General features: G+C 48.2%; 15 protein-coding genes and 3 pseudogenes. 9 read left to right on the top strand and 9 right to left on the bottom strand.

The genetic code is table 11. The annotated features are described in order from the left end of the window. Positions 1 to 107: 107 nt before the first annotated feature. Positions 108 to 1574, top strand: a complete 1467-nt coding sequence (gene guaB, locus AAHF05_RS16660) for an IMP dehydrogenase (protein WP_028016101.1) — start codon at positions 108 to 110, stop codon at positions 1572 to 1574. Between the two features lie 67 nt (positions 1575 to 1641). Then, positions 1642 to 3219 carry a glutamine-hydrolyzing GMP synthase gene (gene guaA, locus AAHF05_RS16655; RefSeq protein WP_024908661.1) on the top strand — a complete coding sequence of 526 codons (1578 nt, stop codon included), beginning with the start codon at positions 1642 to 1644 and terminating at the stop codon, positions 3217 to 3219. A gap of 145 nt (positions 3220 to 3364) precedes the next feature. Here guaA and AAHF05_RS16650 read toward each other — a convergent pair whose 3' ends face one another. Continuing rightward, positions 3365 to 3583, bottom strand: a complete 219-nt coding sequence (locus AAHF05_RS16650; protein ID WP_032648750.1) for a hypothetical protein — start codon at positions 3581 to 3583, stop codon at positions 3365 to 3367. Positions 3584 to 3800: 217 nt separating this feature from the next. On the opposite strand from AAHF05_RS16650, the gene AAHF05_RS16645 reads away from it, so the two are divergent. After that, positions 3801 to 4184, top strand: a complete 384-nt coding sequence (locus AAHF05_RS16645; protein WP_129324002.1) for an Insecticidal toxin complex protein tccz — start codon at positions 3801 to 3803, stop codon at positions 4182 to 4184. A gap of 183 nt (positions 4185 to 4367) precedes the next feature. Here the strand turns inward: AAHF05_RS16645 and AAHF05_RS16640 are convergent, their stop codons facing one another. After that, positions 4368 to 4775 carry a hypothetical protein gene (locus AAHF05_RS16640; RefSeq protein WP_241697871.1) on the bottom strand — a complete coding sequence of 136 codons (408 nt, stop codon included), beginning with the start codon at positions 4773 to 4775 and terminating at the stop codon, positions 4368 to 4370. A 651-nt stretch (positions 4776 to 5426) separates the two neighbouring features. On the opposite strand from AAHF05_RS16640, the gene AAHF05_RS16635 reads away from it, so the two are divergent. After that, positions 5427 to 6116: a DUF2625 domain-containing protein gene (locus AAHF05_RS16635; RefSeq protein ID WP_129324004.1), complete on the top strand. Its 690-nt coding sequence runs from the start codon at positions 5427 to 5429 to the stop codon at positions 6114 to 6116. A 97-nt stretch (positions 6117 to 6213) separates the two neighbouring features. Next, positions 6214 to 6744: a tetratricopeptide repeat protein gene (locus tag AAHF05_RS16630; RefSeq protein ID WP_129324005.1), complete on the top strand. Its 531-nt coding sequence runs from the start codon at positions 6214 to 6216 to the stop codon at positions 6742 to 6744. A gap of 208 nt (positions 6745 to 6952) precedes the next feature. Here the strand turns inward: AAHF05_RS16630 and AAHF05_RS16625 are convergent, their stop codons facing one another. The 6 genes and pseudogenes from AAHF05_RS16625 to AAHF05_RS16600 form a co-directional block, all read right to left on the bottom strand. Continuing rightward, positions 6953 to 7456 (bottom strand): DUF2569 domain-containing protein, encoded by a 504-nt coding sequence (locus AAHF05_RS16625; RefSeq protein ID WP_129324006.1) that lies wholly within the window; start codon positions 7454 to 7456, stop codon positions 6953 to 6955. 281 nt (positions 7457 to 7737) lie between these two features. Further along, a pseudogene (locus AAHF05_RS16620) lies at positions 7738 to 8326 on the bottom strand (hypothetical protein). A gap of 111 nt (positions 8327 to 8437) precedes the next feature. Further along, complete coding sequence (locus tag AAHF05_RS16615; RefSeq protein ID WP_129324007.1) at positions 8438 to 8848, bottom strand: Imm63 family immunity protein; 411 nt, start codon at positions 8846 to 8848, stop codon at positions 8438 to 8440. A 69-nt stretch (positions 8849 to 8917) separates the two neighbouring features. Then, positions 8918 to 9337: a type II toxin-antitoxin system HigA family antitoxin gene (locus AAHF05_RS16610; protein ID WP_129324008.1), complete on the bottom strand. Its 420-nt coding sequence runs from the start codon at positions 9335 to 9337 to the stop codon at positions 8918 to 8920. Continuing rightward, positions 9334 to 9646, bottom strand: a pseudogene (locus tag AAHF05_RS16605) (type II toxin-antitoxin system HigB family toxin). Before AAHF05_RS16605 ends, AAHF05_RS16610 begins: the two are co-directional and overlap by 4 nt. A 348-nt stretch (positions 9647 to 9994) precedes the next feature. Next, the gene (locus tag AAHF05_RS16600) at positions 9995 to 10255 is read right to left on the bottom strand and encodes a hypothetical protein (RefSeq protein ID WP_028018433.1); all 261 of its coding nucleotides are present in this window, start codon (positions 10253 to 10255) and stop codon (positions 9995 to 9997) included. Positions 10256 to 10617: 362 nt separating this feature from the next. Here AAHF05_RS16600 and AAHF05_RS16595 point away from each other — a divergent pair, with 362 nt between their 5' ends. The 4 genes and pseudogenes from AAHF05_RS16595 (at position 10618) to AAHF05_RS16580 (ending at position 13611) form a co-directional block, all read left to right on the top strand. Next, positions 10618 to 11061, top strand: a complete 444-nt coding sequence (locus AAHF05_RS16595; protein ID WP_028017579.1) for a hypothetical protein — start codon at positions 10618 to 10620, stop codon at positions 11059 to 11061. A 395-nt stretch (positions 11062 to 11456) separates the two neighbouring features. Beyond that, a complete protein-coding gene (locus AAHF05_RS16590) occupies positions 11457 to 11819 on the top strand; it encodes a YcgJ family protein (RefSeq protein ID WP_332616461.1) in 363 nt (120 codons plus the stop codon). 218 nt (positions 11820 to 12037) lie between these two features. Then, positions 12038 to 13234 (top strand): annotated as a pseudogene (locus tag AAHF05_RS16585) (NAD(P)/FAD-dependent oxidoreductase). After that, positions 13234 to 13611, top strand: coding sequence for a DUF1641 domain-containing protein (locus AAHF05_RS16580; RefSeq protein WP_028016106.1), 378 nt, complete (start codon positions 13234 to 13236; stop codon positions 13609 to 13611). Before AAHF05_RS16585 ends, AAHF05_RS16580 begins: the two are co-directional and overlap by 1 nt. 55 nt (positions 13612 to 13666) lie before the next feature. On the opposite strand, the gene AAHF05_RS16575 is transcribed toward AAHF05_RS16580, so the two are convergent. Beyond that, the gene (locus AAHF05_RS16575; RefSeq protein ID WP_129324009.1) at positions 13667 to 14500 is read right to left on the bottom strand and encodes a MurR/RpiR family transcriptional regulator; all 834 of its coding nucleotides are present in this window, start codon (positions 14498 to 14500) and stop codon (positions 13667 to 13669) included. Positions 14501 to 14552 lie beyond the last annotated feature (52 nt).

The raw sequence follows: 14552 nt of genomic DNA, 5'->3' as shown, positions 1-14552 counted from the left end.
CTGAGAGGGGAGTGCAAGGTTTTTTTATAAAAAAGTGTGGATGCAATCGGTTACGCTCTGTATAATGCCACGGCAATATTTAACCACCCAGGTCAGAGATATTGCCCATGCTACGTATCGCTAAAGAAGCACTGACGTTTGACGACGTCCTCCTTGTTCCCGCTCACTCCACTGTTCTGCCGAATACTGCCGATCTCAGCACGCAGTTGACGAAAACCATTCGCCTGAACATTCCTATGCTCTCTGCGGCAATGGACACCGTGACTGAAGCGCGCCTGGCTATCGCCCTGGCACAGGAAGGTGGCATCGGCTTTATTCACAAAAACATGTCTATCGAGCGTCAGGCAGAAGAAGTTCGCCGCGTGAAGAAGCATGAATCCGGTATCGTGTCTGACCCACAGACCGTTCTGCCAACCACCACCCTGCACGAAGTGAAAGCCCTGACCGAACGTAACGGCTTTGCCGGCTACCCGGTTGTGACTGAAGCCAACGAACTGGTCGGTATCATTACCGGTCGTGACGTGCGTTTCGTGACCGACCTGAACCAGCCTGTCAGTGTTTATATGACACCGAAAGAGCGTCTGGTAACCGTTCGTGAAGGCGAAGCCCGTGACGTCGTGTTCGCTAAAATGCACGAAAAACGCGTTGAGAAAGCGCTGGTTGTGGATGCAAACTTCCACCTGCGCGGCATGATCACCGTTAAAGATTTCCAGAAAGCAGAACGTAAACCTAACGCCTGTAAAGACGAGCATGGCCGTCTGCGCGTAGGTGCTGCAGTTGGCGCGGGTGCCGGTAACGAAGAGCGTGTTGATGCGCTGGTTGCTGCGGGCGTTGACGTGCTGCTGATTGACTCCTCTCACGGCCACTCTGAAGGCGTTCTGCAACGTATTCGTGATACCCGTGCTAAATACCCTGATCTGCAGATCATCGGCGGTAACGTGGCAACGGGCGCAGGTGCTCGCGCACTGGCTGACGCTGGTTGCAGCGCGGTGAAAGTGGGTATCGGTCCTGGCTCCATCTGTACTACCCGTATCGTCACCGGCGTGGGCGTTCCACAGATCACTGCAGTGTCTGACGCGGTTGAAGCGCTGGAAGGCACCGGTATTCCGGTTATCGCTGACGGCGGTATCCGCTTCTCTGGTGACATCGCCAAAGCGATTGCCGCAGGTGCTGCTGCGGTGATGGTAGGCTCTATGCTGGCTGGTACCGAAGAATCCCCGGGTGAAATCGAACTCTACCAGGGCCGTTCTTACAAATCTTACCGCGGTATGGGCTCTCTGGGCGCGATGTCCAAAGGTTCCTCTGACCGTTACTTCCAGACCGATAACGCCGCTGACAAACTGGTACCGGAAGGTATTGAAGGTCGCGTTGCCTATAAAGGCCGTCTGAAAGAGATCATTCACCAGCAGATGGGCGGCCTGCGCTCCTGTATGGGTCTGACCGGCTGTGGTACCATTGACCTGCTGCGTACTAAAGCGGAATTCGTACGCATCAGCGGTGCGGGTATCCAGGAGAGCCACGTTCACGACGTGACGATCACCAAAGAGTCCCCGAACTACCGTCTGGGCTCCTGATAAGTTTCCGCGCCCGGCTCCTGCCGGGCGCTCTGTTTTTGTTTCACTTGCCTCGGAATTAGCGTCAATGACGGAAAACATTCATAAACATCGCATTCTCATCCTGGACTTTGGTTCTCAGTACACTCAGCTGGTGGCGCGTCGCGTACGTGAACTGGGCGTTTACTGTGAACTGTGGGCGTGGGATGTCACGGAAGCACAGATTCGCGAATTCAATCCAAGCGGCATCATCCTTTCTGGCGGCCCGGAAAGTACTACCGAAGAGAACAGCCCGCGCGCACCGCAGTACGTGTTCGAAGCTGGCGTGCCGGTATTCGGCGTTTGCTACGGCATGCAGACCATGGCAATGCAGCTTGGCGGCCACGTTGAAGGTTCTAACGAACGTGAGTTTGGCTACGCGCAGGTTGAAGTCGTCACCGACAGCGCGCTGGTGCGCGGTATCGAAGACTCCCTGACCGCAGACGGCAAACCGCTGCTGGACGTGTGGATGAGCCACGGCGACAAAGTCACCGCCATCCCGTCTGACTTCGTGACCGTTGCCAGCACCGAGAGCTGCCCGTTTGCCATCATGGCAAACGAAGAAAAACGCTTCTACGGCGTGCAGTTCCACCCGGAAGTGACCCACACCCGTCAGGGTATGCGCATGCTGGAGCGCTTCGTGCGTGACATCTGCCAGTGTGAAGCCCTGTGGACCCCGGCAAAAATCATCGACGACGCCGTTGAGCGTATCCGCCAGCAGGTTGGCGATGACAAAGTGATCCTCGGCCTCTCCGGCGGCGTGGACTCCTCCGTGACCGCGATGCTGCTGCACCGCGCCATCGGCAAAAACCTGACCTGTGTCTTCGTGGACAATGGTCTGCTGCGTCTGAACGAAGCCCAGCAGGTTATGGACATGTTTGGTGACCACTTCGGTCTGAACATCGTTCACGTGGAAGGCGAGCAGCGCTTCCTGGATGCGCTGAAAGGCGAGAACGATCCGGAAGCGAAACGTAAAATCATCGGCCGTGTGTTCGTGGAAGTGTTCGACGAAGAAGCACTGAAGCTGGACGACGTGAAATGGCTGGCGCAGGGTACCATCTACCCTGACGTGATTGAATCTGCCGCATCCGCTACCGGTAAAGCACACGTCATCAAATCTCACCACAACGTGGGCGGCCTGCCGAAAGAGATGAAGATGGGTCTGGTTGAACCGCTGCGCGAGCTGTTCAAAGACGAAGTGCGTAAGATCGGTCTGGAACTGGGTCTGCCGTACGACATGCTCTACCGTCACCCGTTCCCGGGCCCGGGTCTGGGCGTGCGCGTGCTGGGTGAAGTGAAGAAAGAGTACTGCGACCTGCTGCGTCGCGCGGACGCGATCTTCATCGAAGAGCTGCACAAAGCTGACCTGTACAACAAAGTGAGCCAGGCGTTCACCGTGTTCCTGCCGGTTCGCTCTGTAGGGGTAATGGGCGATGGCCGTAAGTACGACTGGGTTGTCTCCCTGCGTGCGGTAGAAACCATCGACTTCATGACCGCGCACTGGGCGCACCTGCCGTATGACTTCTTAGGCCGCGTGTCTAACCGCATCATCAACGAAGTTAACGGTATTTCCCGCGTGGTATATGACATCAGCGGTAAGCCACCGGCTACGATTGAGTGGGAATGATTTCCCAACCTTAAACGTCTGGCACAAACAGACTATAAAATATTCTAAGCCCGCGGATTGCGGGCTTTTTTTGGGGCCATGGCTGGCAACATCATGCCAGGTTAGTGCCTGGAGCGGGCGTAATGTAAGGCTATCCATTAAATTCTTATTCGATGCGTTCCACATTTGGATGACGATCGGTTGCGGCTTCATGGAAAATGTCACCCAGCCAGCCGGCAATCTCACCTTCAGTCATATCGTCAGGAATAGCGATGTCATAGAGTCGAGAAAACTTTCTCTCCGTCAGGTCAGCACGAAATACCAGCCACCGATCATGCTTACGTTGAACACCAATATGCCGTCCAAAAACGTTATATATCAGCATATGCCATCTCCGATCATGCCAGTGAGTTCCTGTATCTATGATATATACGTCAGATCAGGCCAGAGCGTAAATCGTACAAAGATGAAAGGTCAGCGTTCGCACCTCGCTCACAGCGGACATCATGCTTCTGTATCTGCTCTGTGCCAAAAGCAGACGTTGATAACGTTGAGATATGTTAATTTATGGGGAGCAGGTCAACAAATAAAAGGAGAAGAAGATGCAAATCAAGTTTGGGGTGTTGTTACTCGTGGTGCTTGTGCCATTGACATCGACTGCAGCAAAAGGGAGTTTTGTTTTTTCGGTCGGTAATGAGAAAACTTCGTTTGACTCTGGATGTGTAAAGTCAATTGATTATGTAGAGAAGGATGAGACAGGTGCAGAAAATTTAGTCTTTAGATTTTCCGATGAATGTGGCAAAAGGTTGTCGGACATGACCCGACAGAATATCGGAAAGCATATGACCATCGCCTACGATGATAATAAAATTACTTCCGCTATGATTGCCTCGCGCCTGAATACCAGTTTCAGAATATCCACAAAAGACATACCAAGAATAATTTTAATGCAAATACTTAATGATTATGATGGTGTTCGTGATTAACCAGAAAAAAGCGGCAAATAATAATTTATTTGGCAATGTAAAAGTCATTCATAAATACAATTTCCGCTCTTCGTTCACAGCGGACATCGATCTTCGAGCCGATCCGCGCAGTGACAAGATCGGATCTTTCTATGGCTATTGTGTGTCAAAAAATTGAGCACAGGTCGCATCAGCACATCATATCTATAAGTCAATTTCTCTATCTGCAACATAAATCACACCTTTCACTTCATTTGGCAATGTTTCATATTTCAATGGTGTTTTTGGTTTCGAAATTAATTTATATCCACCTTGTTCATAGTTGTAGCTGAACAATCCTTTACTTGACATCTCAACAAATGAGCGCAGATAGGAAGAACGTTGATTTTCATTTGAAAAAGCAGGCAGATTGCCTTCTGTCACATAGACCTCTGACAAGGGTTCCAGTGAGTAAATATAATCAAGAATAAAATTATAGTCCTCGACAGATGACTTGATCCTTTCAGGAACCGGTCCCTGACCTGCTGTTGCAAAATGCGCTAAGTACCCTTCTTGGCTGGATAAAAACCAGTCCAGATCATATTCTAAAAAGTCATCGTCCATTTTCGTCATTTTTTAACACCAAATATCTTTGTTCATTTCTCACAAAGTAGAATCACATCGCCACTACCTGACCAGATGCGATGACCTATCCCCGGTTGATTATCACATGCTAGTGTTAGTCCTGCATCTGATACAGAATGGATTAAAGGACCGTTTTTCGCTCATAGCTGTTGCTCTTAAAGATTTTCCATATAATAAAACGCATTCATTAACTCATCTTCTGTGAGTGGCGATATCAGACTTGCGCCTGTATCACTCTCAACCTTCATCAGTAGCTCGCTGTGGGTGATTCCCAATCTATTCGCTACGTGGTTTGCGCAACTCCGTACGTGTGATGCTCTATGCGCAAGAGGAGCTTCTATGTCTAAGACTTTTCTTTTTGATGATGAATGTGACATTAATTCCTCCTTTAATCGAAATTGCTGTCCAATCAGGCATGATGCGATAAGAAAAAACTGATGTTTCTTGCGAGCTTCTACCTGAAGGGGAAAGAGCACCTCAAACAAAACCTCGTAAACCATAATAGCTGAAGTTGGTGATCGTGTCCGCTCTTCGAACATTATGGCCGTTGCCGACCAAATTCTCTGATTTCATGCTCATGTTATCGGTTTAGCGTCCGATTAATAATGTAAAATAGCGTAGTTTGAATGAGGGTAAAGGATGAGGGAACTAGCTGAATTAATTGATGAAAAGAGATCTGGCTGGCATTCAGTGAAACAATGGCTGCAAGAAGCAAGCAATAGCTATGAAGTCTTACCTTGTAACCTGGCGCAAGCACGCACTGATTTACATCAGCTTCAGATAACAACTTTCTCTCCGCTTGGGGCTATTTCATATGAAACGGGAGGAATACTCATTGATAATGGTTGGTTGCGAATTTTAGGCTCTGGTCACACCAGACTGTCAAGAAGTCTAGCTTCATGGACGCAATTGGTAACTGCTGGTCTGACATTTCAGGCATTATTAATTGCTGATGATGCATCTGGAGGTTTTTTTGCACTTAACGGGGGAGAATTAGGTAAAGATCTCGGCGGGATATATTATCTTGCCCCGGATACTCTTGAATGGGAGAGCCTCGATACCCACTATTCAGGTTTTCTGCATTGGGCGCTTTGCGGAGATTTGGATTTATTCTATAAAAATGTACGCTGGACGGGTTGGCGCGAAGAGATGGCTTTAATGAATTGTAATCTCGTTTATTCTTTCTATCCTTTTCTCTGGACCGAACAGCAGTTGTCTGTAGAAAAGCGTTCGCGAGTTACGATACCTGTTGAAAAGCACTGGGCACTTTGCCTGGATTTACAACATCAATTAACCGACATGCAGAGCGACGATTTGCTTCCTCCTTGATTAATCAACGTGATAAATGTTTAGAGAATAAGATAATTTTGATATAAATGATTTTTATTGAATGAGTAAGTTGATTTAAACCTAAACGGAACGAGAAATGGAAAAAATAACTTGCATGCTTTTTATTACTTTGGTGTTAACTTCTTGCGCTGTCAAGAAAAATAACCAAAATGATATAAGTCCTGAACTGCAAAATAAAATGGGAGTTATGTACGCGAAAGGGCTAGGTGTTGAGACGGATTACCATAAAGCTTTTGAATTTTATATGAAATCAGCTCTTCGAAATTATGCTCAAGCCCAAAATAATGTGGCATTTTGTTATATTTCTGGGCAAGGGGTTAAAAAAGATTATTCAAAAGCGATGGAGTGGTATTTAAAAGCCGCACAACAAAACCATGCTGAAGCTCAAAATAACATTGGCGTCATGTATGAAAAAGCAGAGGGTATACCGCAAGATTATGCTCAGGCTATGAAGTGGTATCTTAAAGCGGCCAGTAACGGTAATGCCAATGCTAAAAAAAATATTGGAAATCTTTATTACTACGGGAAAGGAGTGCCACAAGATTATGCTAAAGCCATGGAATGGTATGAAAGCATTAACAACTCTGATATTTACTTGCCAGAGTGATAAATCTCCACATAAAATTTGCTTGGATGGATATGGCTTCCGTTATTGTGATATGTGAATTCTCCGCTTAAAACGGTCCTTACCCGCTTTTTCTAACCTTCTCTATCATGAGCGGACGGTGATAGCCTCCGCTCAGTTTTGATGTTGGGACGTTGATCAATTGAGCTCTGCATGCGCAAGCATCAAATGATAAAGTCACTCGCGCTTTTTATCGGATAAACGTTCTTTTTACACGAATAGAGGTTATGAAATAGGGAATCCAAATTAAAGCCGTAATTACGTTTCTAAAAACAGGCACAAGTTCATTATATCCAATTTCAGCGCCAGGAATTAATATGTAAAGCAGATAGGTATTAAATGTCATTGTCGTCACGATTGACATTAAAAACAAAATGTAAAGCTTTGGTAGCGATTTCTTCTTTCTTAGGAAAAATGAAAGAACGGTGACTGTAAAAAGAAATTCGCCAATATAAATAACCAGAGAAACTATGAAGAAAATTTTTGCATTTGCATTCAGATGCGAATAGTTTTCTATCGTAAATTTAAACGCATCTGTCATTGCAAAAAGATAGGAAGCAGCAGTAACTACTAATCCTATAAGAGGTAAAAAAAGAAAACCTCCAATTTTCCTGAATTTTTTATCTTCACAACTGTCGCAAAACTCTCTGTCCTGAGGTATTTTGACCCCACACTTTATGCATCCCAATTCCATATATGGACCTTTGAAGTATTTTATAATTTACAATAGATTAAACGAAGTATGTTACAAACGCAACTGACTGATAAATAAGTACACTGTGCCGGTAACTTTTTAGAGTAAATTTGTGTTAAGGGGATGTTCCCGCAGCACAGATATTCATTCTAAGTCCCTACCAGGGACCGCTCTTTGCTAATAACTGTTCCTCAAACATTTCTTCCCGACAGTTCCAGACCGGAAACGAATATTTAAAGTAAAGTGCTAACGCTGAACACCATAAAGTTCTCTGTTGCACTTCAGTCCAGCTTCTCGATATTCATCCTAACCGCTTTCAGCGTTCTCCTGCGGATCCAGTCGCTGCCCGCCCGTATTACCAGCCAGTAAGCTGCCATCCTGAGCCGGGTGCTTCTGTCCGGGCAAAAGACGAACGTTTCCGTACTGAGTCCATGCTGGCCTGGTGCCAGTTCCTTTACCAGGTAGCGCAGCAACAGTGTCGCGCTGCCCGGCACGGCAGGCGTCTGAAACGCGCTGGCATCCGGCACGTTTCAGACCGAAATCTGCACGCCAGAATTGCCCTCTTAAGCCATAGCAAAGCTCCGATGCGGAGTTTTTCAAAAGGGTAAAACTGTGCAGACCAAAGTTGCTGATTGAGTCAGCCTGCTGATCGCGCAGAAGTTTTTGCGGTAATTGCCGCAAAGCCATCAACCGACGAATCACAGCATCTTGCCGGACGTCAAAGTTGGCAATCAACGGCAGAATATGTATAGGGTGCGCAGTATGAATGACCGTTCGGTGTTTTTCATGAAACTGGAACTGAGGTAAAAAAGTGGGGACATCCTGCCACTGAGCAAGCGCTTTGCGGGTTACGAATCCAGGATTCAGCATTTCTCTTCCTTGTCATCCCTTGAGTGCAGCCAGAGTATCAGATGGCGTGCTGCAGGCAATCACCTGGAAAAGAGAGGGGAATAGGGCAGTAAATGTAACGAGCCGGTTGGGTTAACGATGTTCGCTTCTTTGCGAATGGAGAAGCTCAGTGATTTCTTTGCGCTTTCTTGTTGCCCATTCGGGCTTGATTGAGAGCATTAAACTGTATTCCTTTCTGAAATAAACCTCTCTGTATTCCCGTTCTGATGAATGTTTTGCTGCATAGGTTGAGGCCAGCCCCGCCACGGCACTCTCCACAAACCAATAAAGAATTTCATCGTCGCTGAGCGTTACTTTTCGCTGTATTTCAAGACCTCTTTCACTGATGATAAAATGATATTCTTTCCCATGAATTTCAAGATAGGGAGTTGCAACCCCATCAGGTTGCTCAGGGATAAAGAAGTAATGATTTGGTCTTGTGCCTCCCCCTAGTTGCTCACCTATTTTTAGAAGCTCGTTTCGTAGTTCTTCTATCGTTTTCATCAGCATTCCTTTGTTCTTGTATGTAAACCACTCATTATCGCAGAATGGGTGCACAGAATCTGCTCGCGCTCACTTCCCCACAAACGCACTTACCGGCAAACCGAAACGCTTCGCCAGCGCACGCATATGATCCAGGGTCAATGTGCGCTGTCCATTAAGGATCCGACTCACCAGAGACTTTTTGCCAATCTCGTTCTCGAAATCGCTCTGAGTGAGTTGGTACTGATCCATCAACGTTCGTAATAACGCAACGCCTGACGGAATGCGGGCAACACGCGCGTTAAATTCTACAAACTCCGGAGACTCGTTTTCGTATTTATCGATTTTCGCGGTAAGCATCTCTACCAGCGGGCTATCGGGGTCGTGTTCAATAAGATGTTCCACCATCGCCAGAGCATCCTCGTAATCTTGTTGCGACGGGCTTGAGCCCAGGAAGGGAAGCTCGTTTGTCAGATCGTTTGCCGCTTTGATGGCTGCTGCATAATTCATTCTTTCGTTCTCCGGTAGAGGTCCGGGAGCTTGTCATACTCAGCGTATGTGCTGATGTGTTTGATGAAGATCTTTCCTCGTTCAAAATCAGCAAAAAACATCACTCTTAAGTGCCCGCCACCCTCATCTATGACACACCATTTTTCCCGTTTTTTCATCCGGTCCAGGCTGGGAAAGCGCTTTTCACATATCGCCTGGTGAGGGGGAGTGTTCCTTTTTTAGTACCGGGTAAAGGTCGTCCAGGGCGAGTGATCGATTGGGAAAATGTCTGGCCGCCGTATCGAAAGGCGCTCTTGAGACTACGTGCATCCATGCCCCTTGTTTCCAGATTGGAAACATTATAGGTAGTGGTTGGTGAGTTGACAATGTGGAAACTGCGGGGGAAATGAAGCTTCTACATATTCTTGATAATTGTGCTCATGTAGAGCGTTCGAGCACGTTAAGTTGGGGTGGCTTGAGATTAAGGGGGGAGGTATCGCTCAACCAGGGGAATTTGATTAATTTGCGTAGCGTATTCAGAAATTGTTTGCTGAAAAGGAGTCTGGTGGAGGCTAGTTTTACTAACAATATCTTATGGAAGTGTGTGAACGATGAGTCCGCTTTGTGCCAAGAGCGGACGTTGCTGATAGCGAAATCTGATTTGACTGTGTTCATCAGTCAGGGCTGTACTTGTTCTATTTGCTTCAGCAAGCGCTCAAAAGTATCAATAGATCCCCATAACTGATATTTCATATCGAAATCCCAATCAGGACAACCAGCAAGCTCTGATTTGAACAGTTTCAAACCGAAGTGGATTGCGGCGATTTCATCACGGCCGCAATTTAGGGCGATCTTGGCAAGTTGAACATCACTCAAAGGTCCATGCGGCGTATCCTTCCAAGCAGTGTGAAAATGTCGGTAAATCGTTTTTAGTGCCATTGTTTTGTATACGCAGTAAATGCAAGATTGCTTTGATTATCGCCCTAGCTAATAGAAAGTCCACTGTTTGGACCATGTTAATTTACAATCGGGATTGCCAGTACAGACGCAGAATAAGTGAAAACTTCCGCTCTTCGCTCTCAGCGGACCTTAAGCTCAGCTATCTTGTCCGCTGAGTGCCAGAAGCGGAAGTTGTTAAAACAGCTTGTTTTAATCAGTCGGGAGCTATTCAAGGATTTAATGTTCCCTCATGCTGTTTAACACGTGAACTTACAATTATGTTGTAATGTCCTGAAAGATTACTATCAATAATGAAGTCCTGTTCATGAATTCAGCTACGTCAACGAGCTTAAAGAGGAAAAATGGATAAGTATGCGGAACGACTTACAGGGTTTATGCGAGCTGTAGGTTGTATGAATGATGCGGCAAACCGTGTATCAGACTATTTTGTAGTTAAACTTGAGAAAAGCGACAGCATGCTGACTTCTTTGGCGATGTACCATTCATCCATTACAAATAAGTTTCCGGCCGCATACTGGCACCCACAACTTAAAGAATGTTCTCAAAAAATAGTTATGGAAACAGTGAAAATATGGTTCTTTGAACATGAGGACATGCAGCTTCTGCCATCCTCATTGAAGCAGAATATCCTCGCCAATTTCATAGATGATCTCAATGAAATGACCGGTAATGCACTGTTCTATAGCCTCATCACTAGCCCACCAGTGTGGTATGGCTCCCTGCATGAAGAGTTTGTCATCGAATCACAATATGGCAGATACCTCATTCATTTCAGTTGTCACTGACTTCTTTGTCACAATCCAACGTCAGCAAAGCTTTCCTGCACAACCTTTACTTCGGTTAGCGAAATCGGCTGAAGGCTTGGCTCGCTGGAGAAATGAAAAAAAACCATAAATAATTCATTGCTAATGTCCGCTCCTCGCTCAGAGCGGACCCGCCCCACAAGCCCACTCCGTTTACAGCATAGTAGTTCAGCTCTTTAAAATCGCATGACTCACCTGAATAGGGCCCTTACAATTACCCCCAACCTGAACTTTCGACGACCGTTTAGGCCAACAAAAAGCTAAACAGGGCATTTCCTGTTGAAACTCAGAACCTTCCAGGTTTTTTTCGCCCCTCATGATGGTTCCATCGTGCCCGGTACAAATCCGACACTCATTAACCAACGGAGGTTATCATCTTGAACAAGACAATACTCTCATGCTCTGTGGCCGCGCTGCTGGCTGTGTCCGCCATGTCCGCTCAGGCCAGGACCCCGGCCAAACTCCATTCGCCAGTGTCAGGCGTGCTCTGCGACCGATATGTATGCGCCAATGACAAGGGAATTTCCCGTGAGCTGACCGAGAAGTATCTCGGCAAGAAGACTGCTGCAAACGAGGTGTTCACGTCGAGCGATGTCGATCTGACCGAATTCACCTTTGCTAACGGCATTTTCTGCGATGTGAAGGAAAGGCTGTGCCGTGAAGATCGCTATTATGGCACCAACGGTCAGCGCTCCGGGGCGGTCTCTAAAAAGTACACAAAGCTGCTCTTTGGTGAATAATAATGATGCAAAAGAGACCACAGACAGAGGCTGCGTTATAGCGATATAAATTATATTTTGCAGCGTATATTTTAAATGATGACATGATTGCCGAAATTAAATATTTCATTAAGGATTGTATTGCGGAATATTGCTCTGTTACTACGCTTTAGCTGAGCGTAACAGTGAAGCGGTCTGGTTACGTGAATTCCCATTCACTACCATGAGCGAATAACGGAATGAAAAACCGCATAATGATTGTCGGTGGCGGCACGGGAGGGACGATTGTCGCCAACCTGCTGGCCAGGAAATTACGACGAGAAATTGCCGCCGGTCAGGTAGAACTGGTGCTGATATCCGAATCACCGGTGCACTACTACAAACCCGCGTTTATGTACGTCGCGTTTAACCTCTTTCATCACCATGAGCTGGCCCGGCCTGAGCGGCAATTACTGAGTCCGGAAATTCAATTTATTACCGATAAAATAGAATCTTTCGATTTTAAACAACGTCGTTTATACAGCGCCAGTAAGAAGCACTACGACTGGGACCTGCTGGTTATTGCTACTGGCTGCGCACCTTTCCCTCAAAAAATCCCTGGCCTTGCTGAAGTGGGCGATCATTTTTACCAATACGCGGCGGCCAGACAATTAGCCCATAAACTTGCCACCATTAAAAAGGGACGAATCTTTATCACCGTCTCTTTCCCGGAAACCCCTAATGTGCCCCACCAGTGTGGGATCGCCCCCATCGAGACCACGCTGATGGTTGACGACTATCTGCGTCAGCGTGGCGTACGTAATCAGGTTTAGATTGTTTATACCTATCCGACCGTAGCGCAATTACTGCGAAACTGTCTGTTCCTGCAACGTCCGGTTGGGGAGGCGCTGGGGGATATTTTTGCTGCCAAAGGCATACAGCACCAGCGCGGTTTTACCTTAAGCCATGTCGATCCTGACAGCAAAATCGCGTATTCCGCCGAGGGCGATTCGCAGAACTTCGACATCCTGATGGCCACGCCTCCCATCAGGGCGGTAGAAGCGGTGCGTAATACGGGGCTCAGTGAGATTCAGAATGGAGAAGGCTGGTTGCCGACGGATCACCAAACGCTCGGCGTCTACGGGTTAGAAGGCGTTTATGTGATCGGCGATACCGTCGATCTCCCGATCAGTAAAGCTGGCGGGTCGTGCCATAACCAGGCCCCGATCATTGTCGACAATATTGTGGCGGAACTGTATGGCAGACCACCCGGAAGCGGTAATCATTACGATGGGCGGGTTCAGGCCGTCGCGCAGATGGGGCTCTGGGCGGGGATGCCGCTGGTATATGACTATCGCAATGATGTGACGCCGGTGCCTGCGACAAAACTCGGTGGCATGCTGCGAAACGGTTTTAACCGTGGACTGTATTGGGGTGTCGTGAGGGGGATGTTCTGATGAGCGAACAGGAACAATTGCTGAAAAATCTTGCTCCGCTTATGGCCGGCAATCGCCTGAATAATCTTGTTGATTTGCTCGCCCTGGTGGCGGACCTGCTTGAAATGACCGATAACGCGATGGTAGAAAAACTGGCCGGCGTTTTTGAAGATGTTGTTACTGTCGGCTGGGAAGGCGGAACTGCGCTACGCATGGCATGGGGAGAGCAAATTAACCGGGAAGGGGATGTTTCGCTTCGGCAGGTGTTCTCGATGCTGAACGATCCAGATACCCGCCGCGGCATTATGCTTCTACTGCGCGTTCTGCAGATTACGGGGCAACGCCTGAGTGCTCTCTCATCCGTCGACTATCCGGAATGTACTGAAATAAAGAACTGACCAAAATGCCGGGTGACGGCTGTGCCGTTCCCGGCCGGCAAAAGGGCAATGCAGACTATTTGTCCCCACTTCCCAACCTGTACGCCAGCGCCACCACCAGCGACTGCACCAGGCACAGCGTTGCTGACTGGGAGCGGAACGCATCCACCTGCGCCTCTTTCACCACAAAACAGAGATCGCTGAACGTCGCCAGCGGGCTGATCTGGCTATCCGTAATCACAATCTGCCGCGCGCCAACGCTGGCGGCGGTTTCGCTGACCATCACCGTCTCTTCCGCGTACGGCGAGAAGCTGATCGACACCACGATGTCGCACGCCTTAATGCGGCTGATCTGCTCGCGCAGCATGCCACCCATCCCGTCGAGCAGAATAGGGCGGCACTCCAGGTGGCTCAGGGCGTAGGTCAGATAGGCCGCAACGCTGAAGGAACGGCGTAAACCGGCGATGTAGATGGTGTCGGCATCGGCCAACAACTGCACTGCGCGCTCCAGCATTTCTGGTTCGGCGCGAGCGGCCAGCTGCTGTAACGCCTGCGCATTCGAGCGGGCGAATTCCTGCAGGATATCGAGCGGTGTTTCCGGTACGGCCTCGCTCTCCATTTCGCGGAACAGCCGGGCGCGGTCGCTGTAGCTGGCGGTCTCCTCCACCAGGTTCATGCGAAACAGCTGTTTCATCTCGTTGAAACCGGTGAAGTCAAAGGCGTTGGCGAAGCGGATGAGCGTCGACGGTGGTACGTCGGCGCGCTCGGCAATGACAGCAACCGTATCAAAGGCCACGCTGTTGGTGTTATCAAGCACATAGCGGGAAACCTGCTGCAGCCTCTTGCTCAGGCTATCGTAGCGATCGCGGATTTGCTGCTGCAGTTCGTTCAGGCTGGTTGCTGTCGTCATGTTATCCCCCAAATACAGTCATATGATTCTAAACGCAAAACCGCGTCTTTTA

It is taken from the genome of Enterobacter adelaidei, from assembly GCF_041937165.1.
GTDB classification, from domain to species: domain Bacteria; phylum Pseudomonadota; class Gammaproteobacteria; order Enterobacterales; family Enterobacteriaceae; genus Enterobacter; species Enterobacter adelaidei.
This window is presented reverse-complemented; position numbering and strand designations above follow the sequence as displayed.

What these genes read in the sequence shown, in the direction of transcription:
- guaB (WP_028016101.1), top strand. Translation starts at nt 108, where the DNA reads ATGCTACGTATCGCTAAAGAAGCACTGACGTTTGACGACGTCCTCCTT.
- guaA (WP_024908661.1), top strand. Translation starts at nt 1,642, where the DNA reads ATGACGGAAAACATTCATAAACATCGCATTCTCATCCTGGACTTTGGT.
- AAHF05_RS16650 (WP_032648750.1), bottom strand. Translation starts at nt 3,583, where the DNA reads ATGCTGATATATAACGTTTTTGGACGGCATATTGGTGTTCAACGTAAG.
- AAHF05_RS16645 (WP_129324002.1), top strand. Translation starts at nt 3,801, where the DNA reads ATGCAAATCAAGTTTGGGGTGTTGTTACTCGTGGTGCTTGTGCCATTG.
- AAHF05_RS16640 (WP_241697871.1), bottom strand. Translation starts at nt 4,775, where the DNA reads ATGACGAAAATGGACGATGACTTTTTAGAATATGATCTGGACTGGTTT.
- AAHF05_RS16635 (WP_129324004.1), top strand. Translation starts at nt 5,427, where the DNA reads ATGAGGGAACTAGCTGAATTAATTGATGAAAAGAGATCTGGCTGGCAT.
- AAHF05_RS16630 (WP_129324005.1), top strand. Translation starts at nt 6,214, where the DNA reads ATGGAAAAAATAACTTGCATGCTTTTTATTACTTTGGTGTTAACTTCT.
- AAHF05_RS16625 (WP_129324006.1), bottom strand. Translation starts at nt 7,456, where the DNA reads ATGGAATTGGGATGCATAAAGTGTGGGGTCAAAATACCTCAGGACAGA.
- AAHF05_RS16615 (WP_129324007.1), bottom strand. Translation starts at nt 8,848, where the DNA reads ATGAAAACGATAGAAGAACTACGAAACGAGCTTCTAAAAATAGGTGAG.
- AAHF05_RS16610 (WP_129324008.1), bottom strand. Translation starts at nt 9,337, where the DNA reads ATGAATTATGCAGCAGCCATCAAAGCGGCAAACGATCTGACAAACGAG.
- AAHF05_RS16600 (WP_028018433.1), bottom strand. Translation starts at nt 10,255, where the DNA reads ATGGCACTAAAAACGATTTACCGACATTTTCACACTGCTTGGAAGGAT.
- AAHF05_RS16595 (WP_028017579.1), top strand. Translation starts at nt 10,618, where the DNA reads ATGGATAAGTATGCGGAACGACTTACAGGGTTTATGCGAGCTGTAGGT.
- AAHF05_RS16580 (WP_028016106.1), top strand. Translation starts at nt 13,234, where the DNA reads ATGAGCGAACAGGAACAATTGCTGAAAAATCTTGCTCCGCTTATGGCC.
- AAHF05_RS16575 (WP_129324009.1), bottom strand. Translation starts at nt 14,500, where the DNA reads ATGACGACAGCAACCAGCCTGAACGAACTGCAGCAGCAAATCCGCGAT.